Origin of the sequence: Veronia pacifica (assembly GCF_001707825.1) — a bacterium.
Classification (GTDB): Bacteria; Pseudomonadota; Gammaproteobacteria; order Enterobacterales; family Vibrionaceae; genus Veronia; species Veronia pacifica.
In genome coordinates, this window is record NZ_LYBM01000004.1 from 94,472 (window position 1) to 109,239 (window position 14,768).

Consider the following 14,768-nt stretch of genomic DNA (forward strand, 5'->3'; position numbering starts at 1 on the left):
TCTGGCAATGAGAAATACTGCGTAATGAGACTTCGTTTCGTGGCCACATATCAGACTGACAGGCTACTACATTGTCCGGAAAAGCATATCCAGACTATTTGAAAGGAAATAGCAGCGAGACAGGAAAATATAGTTTCAACTCAGCCTTGAGAGTGACCACGATATAAATGATGATTGTTATTGAATGGGCAAATAACTCCAGTGAGAGCGATCAACAAATTAACAATGAAATCAATGTTTTGCTCGGTTAAGGAGCCAGTAAATCACTGGCTTTCCTCGCTGATGTGAAAATGTCGGGTGATGGGCGGCGTGTAATTCACAGAGCCAAAAATACACTTGGCTTTGGTGAGCCATCCTTTGTTGTAATACACCTCATACATTATCTGTAGTATCCCTGAGAGCAGCAGGCGGATAGGGTTGTGATGAAGCTTGGGCTTGCCCCATAAACCCACATCTGGTTTGGGAGCGTCAGGTTTTGGCAGCTCCTTAAAGGTGCCGAATACAATATCCCAGCAATAAGCAATACCGCCGCCTATATTCACCTGATTGGTAGTATTGGAGGTAACAATCTCCTCATCATTGGAGTGATGCAGGTAGTGGTAAAGTCCGTTACCGGAAATAAAGCACAGCACCCTCGTCCAGCGGGAGCGGATCCCTTCCTTGAACAGCGCAGTCTGATGACCATAAGGGTCAGCAAAGGTGATGATCAGGTGGAAGAAAAACATCTCCATAAAGAGGTGTTCTTCATAAAACAGCTTGGCAATTGCTGCAAACAGGAAGGTTTTGGCAAACACCACACCGATGAAAAATGGAATGGACGTGATCACCACATTAGTCGTCGCAGGTGTCAGGATGTCCGGCATGTGATGAAACCTGTGCAGGGTCAGCCACATAAAACGATTCAAATGGCACAAACGGTGTACCCAGTAATGGAAGAAGCCCTGCGCCACATAGGTCAGAATAAATGCCGCCAGCAAAGGTAACTCAATCACAGTGGGAATAGAGTCTGCCAAGGTGATCGCCGCATGGATGAGATTTTCTACCGCATTAAAGCCCGCCTGAAAATCAAACCCCAACCACCAACCTATGGTACCAATCATCACCACAGTTGCGAAAACAAACACCACGTTAAGACTGTTAGCGACCATAAACAGCACAATGGTTTTTATCGGCAAAGCCGAATCATTGCTGGAGTATGCCAGTTGTCCGCGCAGGAACAACTGTAGCCTGTTGGCAAGGTTAGCCCCCAGCGCCAGTAAAGATAGCCAGAATAATATGGGGGAATCATCATGAAGATCGGTAAAGAAAGATAAAATCAGCGACCATTCCCACGCGTCACCCAGACCGAACCCAAGAAAGATCCCCGGATAGGTCTGTACCATGACAAAGGTAAATACCACGATAAAACCGATCAGTGATATCCGCTCGATAAACTTGAGGCTGTCAGGTAGATCTGGGATCTCGGCATTAAACAATAAATACAGCCAGCTTCTTTTTTTACGTTTCGGCGTACTCGACTCTTCTGCGGGTTTTGATGCCGACAACGGTTGAGAAGGTTTTTGCATACTCAATCCTCCCAAAGACGTAATTAACGTTGAGAAATATGGAGATCGATGACATCTGCTGCTTTGCTTGGTACTTCAAGGAAGGGGAGGTGACCAATATTATTGAAAATCACCTTTTCCGATCCCGGGATCTTATTATGAAAAACATCCGCCATATCCGGACTCAGTAACTTGTCCTGATCACCCCAGAGGATCAGTGTCGGCACGAAAATATTGCTGAGCTGGTTATCCAGCAGATCCTTGCGGTATACCTGACGGAAAATTTGACGATGACGAGGTGTACGGGCAATAGCCTCCTCTCCAAGATAATTACGAACCCAGAAAGGCACCCAAGGTGGATCAGACATGGTCATATCCAGCGTACGCTCATAGTCAGCCTGTGTTTCCGGCTCGAAGATTGGCCTGCTGTTTTCGCCTTTACCTTTGTCCAGTTCGGTTTGGGTGGGTGTTATCACGCCTGCTGCATTGACCAGTGTCAGGCTGGACACATCTTCAGGATGCGTAATGGTATAAAGCGCCGCGATATGTCCGCCCATTGAAGAGCCAACAAGGTGATAGCGCTTGGCTAAATCCAGGTGTTGTAAAAAGTGATTCAGGCGGGCAACCTGCTGAGAAATCGCATAATCTGACTCAGGAAAATATGAGCTGCGGCCAAAGCCCGGCAGGTCTGGCACTATCATGCAGCCAGCACTATCGATATTTCTGGCAAAACGGAACCAGTGCGAGGCCTCAGCGGTAAATCCGTGTATCAGCACCAAGCAGGTGTCTGCTTTGTTATCGCTGTCCTGCTTCACGTAGTAAATCCACTTGTCTTTACCCACGTTCACACTTTGCTCATCCAGCCCCGCCAGCATGGCCTCAAAAGAGCGGTTTGTCTCAAATGTCCATTGCCCTATTGATGCAGAGGCCGACAAACTCAAGCCACAAAGCAGCAAGCCTGCCGCAAGCTTGATACCGTGTTTTACCAGACTATTCATGATTCGTTCCTTCCTCACATTCACTTCTTGTCACCTGTTTATTCTTCTATTAAACAACTGAAAATAAGTGTGTTAATCCGTTACTTTCGATGAACTAGCTACTGACATTTATCTGATGCATATAACCGAAACCAGCCTTAAATTAAGCGGTTATCCCTATACTGAAACAGTAGAAAGGGCCTCTGTTACTGCACCTTTGGCTTATTTGGGTATATCATAAATTATAAATATACTCGTATAGTACTCGCATTTGAGTACATGGCCGGAGGGGGGAAGACATGCCTACCATACCGATAGATCCCAATGCACCATTACCCGCGACTTCCCTGATAAAGATCCCAAGACAGCCGCGCTCCATTGCCATGGTGCATTGCATTCTCAATGCCGGTATCGAGATCATCAGGGACAACGGATTGCAAAGCATGACCACCAACAAGGTGGCAGATCGTGCCGGGGTGGGTATTGGATCCCTGTATCAATACTTCTCCAACAAAGAGAGCATTCTGGCCGGGATCATCGAGCGATCACTGTTGGAAGTGGAGCAGATCCTGCAGAAGTTTCTGGCAATGAATATTGATATAGATGCCGATACCTTGCTGCGATCAGGGTTAGTGGTCATGCTGCGTTACTACGACAGTTATCCCAATGTGATCAAACCCATATTGCGCGAAGCTCCCTTGCTGGCACAGGGCAGTGCAGCGGTATTAATTGAAAGGCTGCTCACGGATTTTTTGCAGGCATATCTGCTGCATAACAGCCACCGTTATCGGATCAGACGGGGCTATGCCGGAATGTATGTGACTGTTAATGCAATGATTTATATCTTTATGAAATGGACAGTCGACCCCTCACCCATGCTCACTGAAGAAAAGCTGGTAGACGCCATGATGGATCAAATGATGAGCGCAGTGGAAGTGATAGAACCCACCCAGTGATCGCGTATTCGCCTCACTTTAATGCGTCATCTGCCAGCACCCACTCGCCGCTACTTACATAGCCTGAGCCTCTGCGACTCACAATAAGCCTCTGCAACTCAAAATAAATATCATCATCATTGAACAACTTTATTTGAACGTTGTTCATAATAAAACTAGAATACAAAACGCTGTTGCATTGGGATATGTAACCTTAGTGAACGTTTAACGGATTTTCTCATTGTGCAGTAAGAGTACAGATATGATCTCAGAACAACTTGATTGCGTTGACGTCCTCAGCGCATCTCTCCCCGTGAAATCACAACGGAGAAAAACACCGCGTACGGCCCAGGGTTTCACGCTGGTCAGCATGATAGTCACCATCGTGATACTGGCAACCTTGGCGGTAATCGCGTCAGCTCACTATACCTCTTTTTCTGCTGACGCCCGCACCGCCGCACTCAAGTCAGTGGCCGGAAACATCGCATCAACCGCTGAAATGACCCATGCTGAAATGGTAATGGCAGGTCTTGCAGGATGGAATCCAAAACATAGCGAGCTGAGAAGAGCAGTCCGTGGCGGCTATTTTGGCGATGACGAACCGGGTCGTAACCCCTTTGCCTTCTGTGGGCACGATTGCTATTTCATGATGGGTTACCCGTCAGCGGGATCGAAAACCCTCTCATCACTTGTCGATGGTATCGGCCAGAAAGACGACATAGTGTTTGCGGGTTGGGGTAACAACGACCGACAAGCACAGGGGGTAACAGGCACTAGTGTTCTTCTTGCTCTGTTCTCTTTTCGCGATAACGTGAACATCAACAAAAGCAACCCTGGCAACAACACGCTTAAAAAGCACAGTTGCTACATCTGGTATGCAGGCAGCAGGCCTGGCCGCAGCTATAAGCTCGGCGTCTCACCCTGTAAGTAAAACGATTGAGAGAGCATTCTTTCGTTATACAGCTTTCTTCCCTCCACCTCATTATCAGCAAGTCATCATACTAAAGGTTGCGACATGGCCGTTTGGTAGTGAGGTGAGCCGTCTATTTCTTATCTTGCCTTCCTTCCTTTCATGCTTCTTACTGCAATTACTCACTCCTGCGGTAAACCCTCTTTAACCGCTGTGAGTCATACATCAGCGCAACGTTGTACCAAAAAAAAGAAACGCGCTGTTTGGGCGGCGCATGAGAAGAAGAGGGCGGCATATGAACAAAAAGGGGCGACAAAGTGTGCTTCATTTAAGGCTATATAAGCATTGGGTTGCAAAGCTTATATGCATACTGACCTTTAGTGGGGAACACAACACAATGAAAAACATAAAAGACAAACATGTTTTAGTTACAGGCGCAGGCAGTGGTATTGGCAGGGCTACCGCCATTGCCTTTGCTCAAGAAGGCGCGAAGTTGTGGTTGGTAGATATTAATGAACTAGGAAACAAAGAAACGGCCGATACCATTCGTGAGTCAGGTGGAGAGGTAAGCGTTCACTACTGCGATGTCACCGATGCAGAGGCGATGAACGAGCTGGCCAATACCATTCATCAACAAATCGATCATATCGATATACTGGTAAATAATGCCGGAATCGGTGCCGCAGGACGGTTTATCGACACCCAGTTGGAAAGCTGGCAGAAAGTGCTTTCCGTCAACGTAATGGGCGTCGTTCACGGCTGCCATGCCTTTTTGCCCCGTATGGTGGAGGCTGCCAAAAGAAATCGCAAACAGGCAGGCCACGTGATCAACCTGTCTTCGCTGGCAGGTTACTTTGCCCCGCCAGACTTATCCATCTACAGCACCAGTAAATTTGCCGTGTTTGGCTTTAGTGAGTCTTTACGTGCAGACATGGCAAAGTACGGGATTGGGGTCAGCACCATTTGTCCCGGCATTGTGTATACCCCCATCGTGGAGAATGCGCTGGCCGAGGGAGAAATGGCAGAAAAGCCGGAATCTCTCGACAAAATGGTCGCCTTCTACAAAAAGCGTAACTTTTTGCCCCACCGCGTGGCCGAGCAGATAGTGAAGGCGGTGAAACGCAACAAAGGCGTTTGTCCTGTCACGCTGGAGAGCCACTTTATGTATTTCATGAAACGGCTTATTCCGGGGATAGTTGGCAGAGTGTCGAGAATCGACAACCCAATCGTTTAATCGTCTCTGGGCATTGAACATGAGACGTTAAAACGAAAAAGTGACCGCCCATTTGACCCTCAGTGCTGAAAAGCAAAAGAGTGTTAAACGCGGCCACTTTAATAGAAAGAGACAGAGGGTAGGTGATAGAAGATGATAAAAGTAAGCCATCACTTACCCTAACGGCCTTCTATCAATTAGCCTAACGGCCAGCTAGCACATGGCCTGCTTTATAAAAGCCAGGGCAAAAAATGCAGTGAGCAAAGGGTTGTGAGCAGGCGGTTTATCGCGTTACATCAAGAAAAACCACGCCACCACACTGATAACGACCAACACCAAACCGAATTTTGTTTCAGTGGGCAGAGTCTCGTAGTTTTTCTCTCTTACCCAGCCCAAAAACATCAGTGTGAAGCCAAACCACTTGGCGACAGAGGCTAACTGCGCAGGCAAAAATCCACCAGTGGCAAAGTTGACGCTCTCGATAATGGCAACCAACAGACTGACAACAAACAACACTTTGACGGCTTTATCCATTTAATGACTACTCCTTAATTGCTATAAGCCATAACGGCTGCAAGCATACCAGAACCTCTGGCCGTTGATGCACTTCTGCGTATAAAATCCAGTATTGATACGGAATGTGAAGTTATCTTTATTTACAGAGAGAAGTTATTTTTCTGCTGCTGATTAATCTATATACCAAGTAATAGCCCGGTCGCCCGAGTCGTCATCGCGTAACAGCGCCACAGATTCACAGCATTAAATCCTCATCCTTCCCGTTTGCCAGTCTCGTCGAAACACCGCGCTTACCTTTTCATCGTCAGTCGCAATTTTCATCGTGACCCGTTGTTACCCTTGAGTAAATCGTTACGCTTCTGCTCCCTTTTATTGAGAGGTCATCTTTATGAAGAAAATCAATGTGGTCGGCACCAGCGGAAGCGGTAAATCATTTTTCTCAAAACAGTTGGCTGAAAAGCTCGGCGTACCTTATTTAGAGATGGATGCGATATTTTGGAAGCCCAATTGGCAGATGTCTTCAGATGAGGAATTTTTTGCCAATCTCAGTACCGCGCTCGAACGGGATGCCTGGGTATTGGACGGCAACTACAACAGAACCCGACCGATAAAATGGAAGGACGTAGATACTGTTGTCTGGATTGATTACTCGTTTACGCGAACGCTCATTCAGGCCATTAAGCGCGCCTTAATGCGGGTAATGTCAAACAAGGAGATTTGGCCGGGCACAGGAAACACAGAGTCGCTCAAAAAGCTGTTCTCCAAAGAGTCGATTGTTTGGTGGACGATAAGGAACTACCACAAAATAAAGCGTCGCTATGAAGCGGATTTAAACGCAACCGACTACTCACACATCCGCTTTGTCCGCATTCAGAGCCGCCGTCAGGCAAAAGAATTTTTAGCCTCGCTTGATGGGGTTGAGCATAGAGTGGGGTGTTCTGGAAGTTAGCGAGATGGGTTTGTGCGTGCAGGTGGCTATGTTGCCACTTGCACGCATTGGACATTTTACTTCCGCAAAAATACGCCATCTTTCAGTTGCTAACGCCAAGTCAAAATCAGGCGAACCGTACCGCTGAATAATGAAGCCTCTGAAACCTTGAGTGAGTGGCGAACGCAAACCCCAGATAACAGCTATGTGTTTCAGGGCAAAACAGGCGTACCACTCACAGACGTTAAAAAGCCATGGGTCACTGTGCTCGATATTGCATTGATTGAGAGCTTTAAATTTCACGACCTACGTGACCACTTTGCCAGTAAGCTGATGATGGCGGGTGTTGATTTGAACAGAGTTCACGAGTTACTAGGCCATTCAGGCCTAAAGATGACGCTAAGGTATACACACTTAGCGCCAGAGCATAAGGCGGCAGCTGTAAATTTGATTTGTTAATACCATTTTTACTGAAAGTTTAACTAGTCCACTTGTATTTATTGATAGGATATTTAAAAATGTCGATGGAACTTAAAGATAATATAGTTAGAAAATATTGCGCTGGTATTTACTATCATTAATTTAAAAACAGTATTTTTCTGAACATGGATGTTCAATTAAATTATTCTAGAATAAAAATTTAGAAATGTTATATGGCAAAGATGTATCCAACTTTTGGTCCGAAGACTAATGAGAGTCACTATGCAGAACCGAAGTTTTATAATTTATTAAAAAATGGTTTAGATGATACCTATACGGTCATACATTCAGTGCCGTGGTTATCTTCTGCAATTAAAGAAATTTATGGTGATATAAGCGCAATTGGTGAAGTTGACTTTTTAGTCATTCATCCAATTAGAGGTGTTTTAGCTGTAGAAGTAGGGGGAATTCTTCAGAGATGTAAATGGTTACTTCTACAGCCAGGGTGGAAGTAAAAGCCACTTTGATCCATTCAATCAACTTAATCGTGGCGTTTTTTCCATACAAGATTTATTAAAGAAAAATAATATTCATACAAGATTAGGTAGAGCCTATTTTTTTCCTAAAATAGATGTAGGTTTTAATCTACCACCCGAATATCAGGATGCACATAATAAAATTCGTTTAGTCATAGACTCAGGAGACTTGGGGAGAGAAGCTATTAGAATAGTAGAGATAATGGACTACTATAAAGACCTACTAGCAATAAAACCTCTCACTCAATATGGCGTAAAAAAAATAGTTGATTGCTTAATTCCTCAAGTCTATAACAAAGCATGTTGGATTTCTAGAATAAAAGATGATAATAGAACTTGGCTTAAACTTACTGATGACCAGATATATATTTCGAAAAAGGCTATGGATAAACAGCGGACGATAATAACTGGTTGGCCGGGTTCTGGTAAAACTATTGTACTCATTCATGTCTGTAGGCAACTGGCTGTTCAAGGTAAAAAAACATTAGTTGTCACATTTAACAGACTCCTTTCAAATAAAATTTCTGATGAGCTCAAAGGAACTAGCGATTGTAAGGTATTTAGCTTTAATAAGCTTTGTACTGAATATAGTGAAGAGGGAGTTTTTACTTTTTGTATTGAAGAATCATTAAGGAATATAGTTAAACAGAATAAACTATCAGAATTTGATGTTCTTCTAGTAGATGAGGGGCAAGCAATAAGTGAGGAATCATGGAGGTTATTTGAAGAGTGTTTTAGGGATAAAAAAATTGTAGTTATGTGTGATGACGCACAAGCATTTGGCTATGAGAATTCAGTAAATCTAGCTTTTTTAGAAAGCCTAATGAACGTCAAAGCTTTTTTATTAACTGAAAGTATGCGAATGCCTAAAGCAGTTTGTGAGGAGCTAAAGTTATTTAGCACTCCTGACTATTCAGTTATTAATAGAAGAGAATTTGAAAAAGATACATTAAATAGAGTTGTTACTTTTGATCAATCTGAAAAACTTAAAAAAGCGATTGCTAGATTATTGAGTGATGGCATCGCTAAGTCTGATATTTGTATTTTAAAACCAGCAAAGGTAACTGTTCCAATTGACTTGGTTCCAGTTGGAATTGAATTAGAAAATATTGGAAAGTATCGAGGATTAGAAAAGCCAATAGTTATAATCTATGCACCATCAGATATGAGTCAAACTGATTTCTTCTGTGCTTATTCCAGAGCTACTAGTCGTTGTATTGTAATTTTAAGTGCTAATCATATACAATATGGCGACTATGGTGAGCTGGGACGTTTAATTTATAAAAAAGATCCTGAAAGAGTAAAGTCATTGGCAGAAAAAGGTTTATTGAAAAATAAAATTTTTAGTAAACACTCAGGATTAAAATTCAATTTAGAGATTAGAGATATATTAAATCTATATTGGTGCGAAAAATGGAATAGCTACTTTTTTTATTCGGAAAAATACCCGTTACTCCAAGAGCTTATTCTATGTCATTTAGAAGTTACCCATATAGACGGTATAATCAGTTGGACTGATAGAAGCCTAAATCATTTTAGAGTTTCTGGAAATAAAAACATAACACTGAGATCTAGAGTTTCTGATTATGAATTAAATAATTGTTCCAAATGTGGTTGCGAAGTAATCAGTGACTTTGGATGTGGAAATTGTGATGATAACTTTTCTTTCTATGATATGATATGTAGTAAAAATGAAATTAAAAATCGCTTTAGTAAGATAATTAATATAATTAAGGGTGAGGAAACTCTTAGTAAAGAAAGTAAGAATAACATATCTCCTTTTTTAAGCGCTTCACTTTTGGTTATGAATAAACTGGATGACTTTATAAAATATGAAATATTATCTATTATAAATAAAGCAGATAATTACATAACAAAAACGATTATTATCCATATCTTTTATTTAATTTTTAATAATAAACATAATAAAGATATACTAATTATAAATAAATCTGTAATTGATTTTGTAAAACGCTGCTCTCCAAGTATAAGGAATGAACTTTCAGATGCTTCTATTGCAGCATTTGTATCTAATTCAATCGTGTTTTTAGAGAGCTCGAATATACTAAAAAAAATTGGGAAAGGTAAATTTGTAGTTATAATAAAAGTTATTTAGTGATAGTGTCATCCTATTTCACTAATATGACTTTTGTTTTATTAATTTCTTCAAATTTTAAGAACTATACCCTAATATTTAAATATAGGGTATAGATAAATTACTTCGTTTACTTTAGTAAACTATATTTATAAAAATGTATTATTGAGATAAATGTAATTCGTATTCACTAAAGAGATACTCAACAGCCTTATATAAAAATAATGTTAGAGGAGGCCAGCATGAATGAGTGATTTTCACTTTCTCTTGCTCTTCATAATCTTCTTGATGAACAAGTTGATTTCTTATAGAGTAGATTTTTCCTGCAACTAGTCGTTTGTGCTCATCTTTATCAGATAGAGTTAAACCATCGATAAATTTACCACCTGAAATACCTGATGTATCAAAGCAATCAAATGTTAGTAAAGAGAAGAGATTTTTATAGATTCTTTCTCTTTCTCTCTCCATTTTATAGACTCTTGGACTATCTTCGCTAACTCAAATGCATTTTTGTTCGTACCAATTTGGTCTCTTAGGGTTAGCATCCATGGTAAATAATATAGTCCCTCTATACACCTATAAACTTCTAAATATATATGTTTCCAATGAAGTGATGTAAGAGATAAATATATATTTTCATAATTTGCACTATTTAATTCAATAATGTTATTTGCTGTACTTAATATATCACTATTGATGTTCTCAGATCTAAGGCATGGACAATATAAAGCAAGTTTTGCCGCTAAATACCATATCCCAAGTTCAGGAATTACAGAGTTACTATCTAGCTTAAATACCTTAATGGGACGATATACATCAATTAACTCGTCAATTTCATGGCCCTGATAAGATTCTTTTTCTTCTCTATGCCCCAAAGCAAGCTTTTCTTCTAACTCCCTATCTTGGCTATTTTCAAGCGAGGGTTTGTAGAAACCTTGTAGATGGTAGCAAAGCTTAATAAAAAAGCATTCTTCGATATGATGCTCTTGTGCATTTAAATTATCTATACAATCAAATAATTTATCCGTATCACAGCTTGGAAAAAACTCTGTAGAAATAACTATATAATACTCATCTTTACATTTTAATTTCGCTATGAAATCCCCATTTCGTAATGTTATTACTTCGTCAGAGTATACTTCTAATGAATCAAATCGCTCAAATTGCTCTGACTGTATTTCTGGATTTAATCCTGCGGTCTTTAATTTTTTGATATCCCCGATTTTTGCTAAAGCTACGATTGGTTCGAATATTGACTTAATATATTCATCATATCTTACTTTAGCCATTAATTACCTGCCCTTCTCCAGCATGGTTTTAACGAGTTTTCTATTTTTTCTATACCTTCTAAAAGTGTTAAAAAAGATGTTGTGAAAAAATTCCTTTCAAATTGACCAACCTTAGAACTTTTTACACTTAGTAGCAGGTCTAAATTCTCTATATCCAGCAGCTTTTCAAGTTGTTCATTATTCATTTTTTCTACTCTTTCAAAAAACAACTCGAGCTTCTTACAGATTACTTCAAACTTTAGTTCTGATTCATCCCAATCTATATCAAATCCAGGTTGATCAAAAATATATATGGACATTGCTACGCAAAACCCAACCATTGCCGGGAATGATTTAAATATATCTTTACCAGTTTTAAACCTAATCAACCTTTGTTCTACTTCGCCTTTAGATTCATATCTAGAAATGGTTTTATCAAAGCTAGTTAGTAGTTCAATTGTCTTGATGAAATAGTCGAGGAATCGCTCATGTGAAGACGATTCAATTATATCTAATCGTGCGAAATCTTCTGAAATAGTACTTTTTAATTCAATGTGGTTTTTTCTTGCAGAGAAAAGTAATAGTAACTCAATCAACTTTTCGCTTTGATACTGACCAGCTCTTGTTCTTCGTCTTGATTCTTCATCTTGGTTGAATATATCAATATTTCCACTCACTTTATCACTAATTATTTTGAGTAGAGGATTATATACAGTATTTAACTGACGAGATACCTCCCATGGAACCTGACCTGTATTTAGTACCAGCATTCTGTAAATAAGGCTGTTAAGACTATCTGATACCCAGAACTCTACTCTCAACTCATTATTTTTTACACTCGGGTTCAATTCAATAGCTTCAGCTATAGCTGTAGTTCGTTGCATGCCATCAATTACAGACAGACGTCCGGGAATATCCTTTTTCGCAATTTTTAGCAACTCATCGAGATTATCAATACTGTTGAATTTTTCAATCTCTATTGGTTCAACTAGAATACCTATTACAACAGGAGGTAATATAGCATTATTCTGAATGTCCTTAACCATACGATCACGTATAACTAATGCTGTTTTTGTTTTTAAAGGTGTTCTCTGCCCTTGTAATCCACCTTTATCTTTATAGACATCATCAATGAGATCTAGATAATCCGATATTTTCATCGGTGTAATGATAGATGTGCATCTCAGCTTTTTCTCAATAAGCTTGTGTAACATAAACCCCTCAGCTTTGGCCGTACGACTAAATGTAGTCTTGAAAGCCAGAATGTATCATGACTTTGAGTTATTGTCCTGTAAGTAGACAAAGGCTCTGTGTATAAATTTAGTCAAATAGTAAAGTTCTGCACTTGATATGAGGCTAAGCGTAGATATCCGAGAGTAGTTCTTTATTCTTAAGAAAAGTAGGGGTTTAGTTGTTCGACGTAGTTAAAGTACTTTCTGTGATGTGTAAAGAGCGCTAATTCTTTCTTTATATTTTTGAATCTTTATCTAGATTTTGACGTGTCGTTTTAGGCGATGCAGAGTGTATTTTAGCTGTTTCAGTTAGCTATTTTTAGCATTCATGCCGTATAACCATTAAGCTATTACCTTCATCGAGAGCACAAAGAACTCCCCCTTTTGATTGCAGCTAAATCCTCGATCAACGTCACCAAATCAATACACCCACTCCGATACACTTGCCTTTAGACTTAATTATGTATTCGTTTATATTTCAATGAATTTACTGAGCCTGTAGGCCGACGAGGCCGCATTTTCACTTGCCCTAGTTACAGCGTTGGCCTAAAGGCCTTATGGTTCGGCAGCAAAGCCTTAAATCTTAATTAAAAGGATTGGTATGGAAAAAAGACGCTTCTATAGACTTGATGAAATCTCAGACGTAGCTCCTGTGACCAAAGGTGGTTTATTAGAATCTGTCGATAGTGGGCGGTTACCGCTTTGTGCTTGGATCGATGCTAGGGCTTTATGCGCCCCACTGCGAAGTAGGCCTGTACTCGCCAATCTGTTTGATTATTGCGGATTAGCAGGGATCTCATCGTAGCAATCCATTCATATTTAAATACATAGATGGTCTTGGCTTGTTTGGAATAACTTTACCTTTGCTTGATATTGCAGGTAAATCTTATCGTACTGCATTGCCATCCGACCTGAAGTGAGTAGCCTAGAGAGCAGAAATCACCGAATAGTAGGTATCAAGTCATATGGATAATGACAAATATATCCCAGAAGAAATTAAAGGCTGGAACTGGGGAGCATTCTTAACCAGCATAATCTGGGGGATCCGTTTTAAATGCTACAAAACGTTTTTGGTTTACATACCATTATTTGGCTTTTTTTATCTCTTTGTTGTTGGTGCTAGAGCGAATCAGTGGGCTTGGCAGAATAATCATTGGGAAAGTATTGAGGCATTTAAAGCCACGCAGAAAAAGTGGACCTTGGGCACGCTGGTTTTCTATATCGCGCTCATAGCTTTCGCAGTGACATATGTAAATAAAGGTGTGAGTGAGTTTGAAAATGCGCCATACGCCAGCCTTGCCCTAGTTGCTTTGGAGCAAAGTGAGAGCTTCCAAGCCAATATTGGTAAGCCTTACGAATATTCGCTTTATGCTGGAACGCAAAGAGGTTATGAAGCAAAAGGCTTTGCGGAGATGACGTTTGATGTTCAAGGTGTTAATGGCAAGGGTAAGCTTTTCGTTAACGCTAGTCATGTTAATCAGGTTTGGCAGCTTGAATGCCTCAGCATTCAATACGCCAACAGTAAACAACCTGACATACTCATTCCGTGTGACTAGTTATAACGCCTACTAGGGTATCGAAAGGTATTTAAATGACGTTATCGCAAGCTGCTTGGCGTATTGTTTAGCCGCTTGTTTACTTTCAAACGGGTATATCTCGGCTTTCTGAAGCTCTTCAATTGCACCTTCAATGTTACGAACCATCCAATGACCGCTGGCGATTGATGAAGAGCCACTACAGATGAGCTTATTTGTCAGGTTTCCACTCCCGTCTAGCGTCCAATAGTCTTTTTGAGCGACGTAAGTTAATTCAACTTCTGCAATGCTGCCGTCTACTCGGTAAAACTTTGGCGGTTGGTGAGTGGTGATCAAGTAGTGGCGCATTCCCAGTGTTCCCTTTAGTGAGAGTTATCAAGGTTAGGGTACGTTCGAAGTGAGAAAGCGAATAGCTTGGCACGTTGATTTATCGAAGGGGTTCACTCTTCTGTGCCGAGGAATGTAATGTCTATTTGCAGAAGAAGTGGTTATTGCTTGAGTTGCTTTAGAAAAGCAAAAGGCCTGAACAGTGATAAACCGTTCAGGCCTTTCTAAATATGGTGGCCCCTCGCAGATTTGAACTGCGGACCAATCGATTATGAGTCGAGTGCTCTAACCACTGAGCTAAGGGGCCGTTGTAGGTGGTTGATTATAGGGGA

The 14,768-nt window shown here is 40.9% G+C and carries 15 protein-coding genes and 1 tRNA gene; 8 read left to right on the top strand and 8 right to left on the bottom strand.

The features are described from left to right. Positions 1-263 precede the first annotated feature (263 nt). Together A8L45_RS04080 and A8L45_RS04085 are read right to left on the bottom strand one after the other, a co-directional pair. Positions 264-1,565, bottom strand: a complete 1,302-nt coding sequence (locus A8L45_RS04080; protein WP_068899509.1) for a sterol desaturase family protein — start codon at positions 1,563-1,565, stop codon at positions 264-266. Positions 1,566-1,588: 23 nt separating this feature from the next. After that, positions 1,589-2,542, bottom strand: coding sequence for an alpha/beta fold hydrolase (locus A8L45_RS04085; protein WP_068899511.1), 954 nt, complete (start codon positions 2,540-2,542; stop codon positions 1,589-1,591). Between the two features lie 278 nt (positions 2,543-2,820). Between A8L45_RS04085 and A8L45_RS04090 the strand changes: the two genes are divergently transcribed. The 3 genes from A8L45_RS04090 (at position 2,821) to A8L45_RS04100 (ending at position 5,600) form a co-directional block, all read left to right on the top strand. Then, positions 2,821-3,477 (top strand): TetR/AcrR family transcriptional regulator, encoded by a 657-nt coding sequence (locus A8L45_RS04090; RefSeq protein ID WP_068899513.1) that lies wholly within the window; start codon positions 2,821-2,823, stop codon positions 3,475-3,477. 241 nt (positions 3,478-3,718) lie between these two features. Beyond that, positions 3,719-4,387: a type II secretion system protein gene (locus A8L45_RS04095; protein WP_068899515.1), complete on the top strand. Its 669-nt coding sequence runs from the start codon at positions 3,719-3,721 to the stop codon at positions 4,385-4,387. Positions 4,388-4,763: 376 nt separating this feature from the next. Beyond that, complete coding sequence (locus tag A8L45_RS04100; protein ID WP_068899517.1) at positions 4,764-5,600, top strand: SDR family NAD(P)-dependent oxidoreductase; 837 nt, start codon at positions 4,764-4,766, stop codon at positions 5,598-5,600. A gap of 270 nt (positions 5,601-5,870) precedes the next feature. On the opposite strand, the gene A8L45_RS04105 is transcribed toward A8L45_RS04100, so the two are convergent. Next, entirely contained in the window at positions 5,871-6,113 is a 243-nt protein-coding gene (locus tag A8L45_RS04105) for a hypothetical protein (protein WP_068899519.1), read from the bottom strand. A 370-nt stretch (positions 6,114-6,483) separates the two neighbouring features. On the opposite strand from A8L45_RS04105, the gene A8L45_RS04110 reads away from it, so the two are divergent. The 4 genes from A8L45_RS04110 (at position 6,484) to A8L45_RS04125 (ending at position 10,095) form a co-directional block, all read left to right on the top strand. After that, on the top strand, positions 6,484-7,044 hold the full coding sequence (locus tag A8L45_RS04110; protein ID WP_175401901.1) for a P-loop NTPase family protein: 561 nt from the start codon (positions 6,484-6,486) through the stop codon (positions 7,042-7,044). A gap of 147 nt (positions 7,045-7,191) precedes the next feature. After that, the gene (locus tag A8L45_RS25180) at positions 7,192-7,482 is read left to right on the top strand and encodes a tyrosine-type recombinase/integrase (protein ID WP_068899523.1); all 291 of its coding nucleotides are present in this window, start codon (positions 7,192-7,194) and stop codon (positions 7,480-7,482) included. A gap of 194 nt (positions 7,483-7,676) precedes the next feature. Further along, positions 7,677-7,958, top strand: coding sequence for an NERD domain-containing protein (locus A8L45_RS04120; protein ID WP_068899525.1), 282 nt, complete (start codon positions 7,677-7,679; stop codon positions 7,956-7,958). A gap of 190 nt (positions 7,959-8,148) precedes the next feature. Continuing rightward, positions 8,149-10,095: an AAA family ATPase gene (locus A8L45_RS04125; RefSeq protein WP_068899527.1), complete on the top strand. Its 1,947-nt coding sequence runs from the start codon at positions 8,149-8,151 to the stop codon at positions 10,093-10,095. 141 nt (positions 10,096-10,236) lie between these two features. Here the strand turns inward: A8L45_RS04125 and A8L45_RS04130 are convergent, their stop codons facing one another. Genes A8L45_RS04130 through A8L45_RS04140 form a run of 3 tightly spaced genes read right to left on the bottom strand, consistent with a single transcriptional unit; the run spans position 10,237 to position 12,556 of the window. Next, positions 10,237-10,542, bottom strand: coding sequence for a hypothetical protein (locus A8L45_RS04130; protein ID WP_068899529.1), 306 nt, complete (start codon positions 10,540-10,542; stop codon positions 10,237-10,239). Next, a complete protein-coding gene (locus A8L45_RS04135; protein ID WP_068899530.1) occupies positions 10,494-11,363 on the bottom strand; it encodes a hypothetical protein in 870 nt (289 codons plus the stop codon). Before A8L45_RS04135 ends, A8L45_RS04130 begins: the two co-directional genes overlap by 49 nt. Beyond that, positions 11,363-12,556: a ParB N-terminal domain-containing protein gene (locus tag A8L45_RS04140; RefSeq protein ID WP_068899531.1), complete on the bottom strand. Its 1,194-nt coding sequence runs from the start codon at positions 12,554-12,556 to the stop codon at positions 11,363-11,365. The genes A8L45_RS04135 and A8L45_RS04140 overlap by 1 nt, the downstream gene beginning before the upstream one ends. A 983-nt stretch (positions 12,557-13,539) precedes the next feature. Between A8L45_RS04140 and A8L45_RS04145 the strand changes: the two genes are divergently transcribed. Continuing rightward, positions 13,540-14,130 carry a cytochrome c oxidase assembly factor Coa1 family protein gene (locus A8L45_RS04145; RefSeq protein WP_068899536.1) on the top strand — a complete coding sequence of 197 codons (591 nt, stop codon included), beginning with the start codon at positions 13,540-13,542 and terminating at the stop codon, positions 14,128-14,130. Between the two features lie 12 nt (positions 14,131-14,142). Here A8L45_RS04145 and A8L45_RS04150 read toward each other — a convergent pair whose 3' ends face one another. Both A8L45_RS04150 and A8L45_RS04155 read right to left on the bottom strand, forming a co-directional pair. Beyond that, a complete protein-coding gene (locus tag A8L45_RS04150; protein ID WP_068899538.1) occupies positions 14,143-14,457 on the bottom strand; it encodes a hypothetical protein in 315 nt (104 codons plus the stop codon). Positions 14,458-14,667: 210 nt separating this feature from the next. Beyond that, a tRNA-Ile gene (locus A8L45_RS04155) sits at positions 14,668-14,743 on the bottom strand. Positions 14,744-14,768 lie beyond the last annotated feature (25 nt).

Bases quoted from the DNA above. Each gene is read 5' to 3' on its own strand.
- A8L45_RS04090 (WP_068899513.1), top strand. From the start codon at position 2,821: ATGCCTACCATACCGATAGATCCCAATGCACCATTACCCGCGACTTCC.
- A8L45_RS04140 (WP_068899531.1), bottom strand. From the start codon at position 12,556: ATGTTACACAAGCTTATTGAGAAAAAGCTGAGATGCACATCTATCATT.
- A8L45_RS04080 (WP_068899509.1), bottom strand. From the start codon at position 1,565: ATGCAAAAACCTTCTCAACCGTTGTCGGCATCAAAACCCGCAGAAGAG.
- A8L45_RS04135 (WP_068899530.1), bottom strand. From the start codon at position 11,363: ATGGCTAAAGTAAGATATGATGAATATATTAAGTCAATATTCGAACCA.
- A8L45_RS04100 (WP_068899517.1), top strand. From the start codon at position 4,764: ATGAAAAACATAAAAGACAAACATGTTTTAGTTACAGGCGCAGGCAGT.
- A8L45_RS04085 (WP_068899511.1), bottom strand. From the start codon at position 2,542: ATGAATAGTCTGGTAAAACACGGTATCAAGCTTGCGGCAGGCTTGCTG.
- A8L45_RS04150 (WP_068899538.1), bottom strand. From the start codon at position 14,457: ATGCGCCACTACTTGATCACCACTCACCAACCGCCAAAGTTTTACCGA.
- A8L45_RS04145 (WP_068899536.1), top strand. From the start codon at position 13,540: ATGGATAATGACAAATATATCCCAGAAGAAATTAAAGGCTGGAACTGG.
- A8L45_RS04120 (WP_068899525.1), top strand. From the start codon at position 7,677: ATGGCAAAGATGTATCCAACTTTTGGTCCGAAGACTAATGAGAGTCAC.
- A8L45_RS04110 (WP_175401901.1), top strand. From the start codon at position 6,484: ATGAAGAAAATCAATGTGGTCGGCACCAGCGGAAGCGGTAAATCATTT.
- A8L45_RS04095 (WP_068899515.1), top strand. From the start codon at position 3,719: ATGATCTCAGAACAACTTGATTGCGTTGACGTCCTCAGCGCATCTCTC.
- A8L45_RS04105 (WP_068899519.1), bottom strand. From the start codon at position 6,113: ATGGATAAAGCCGTCAAAGTGTTGTTTGTTGTCAGTCTGTTGGTTGCC.
- A8L45_RS04130 (WP_068899529.1), bottom strand. From the start codon at position 10,542: ATGGAGAGAGAAAGAGAAAGAATCTATAAAAATCTCTTCTCTTTACTA.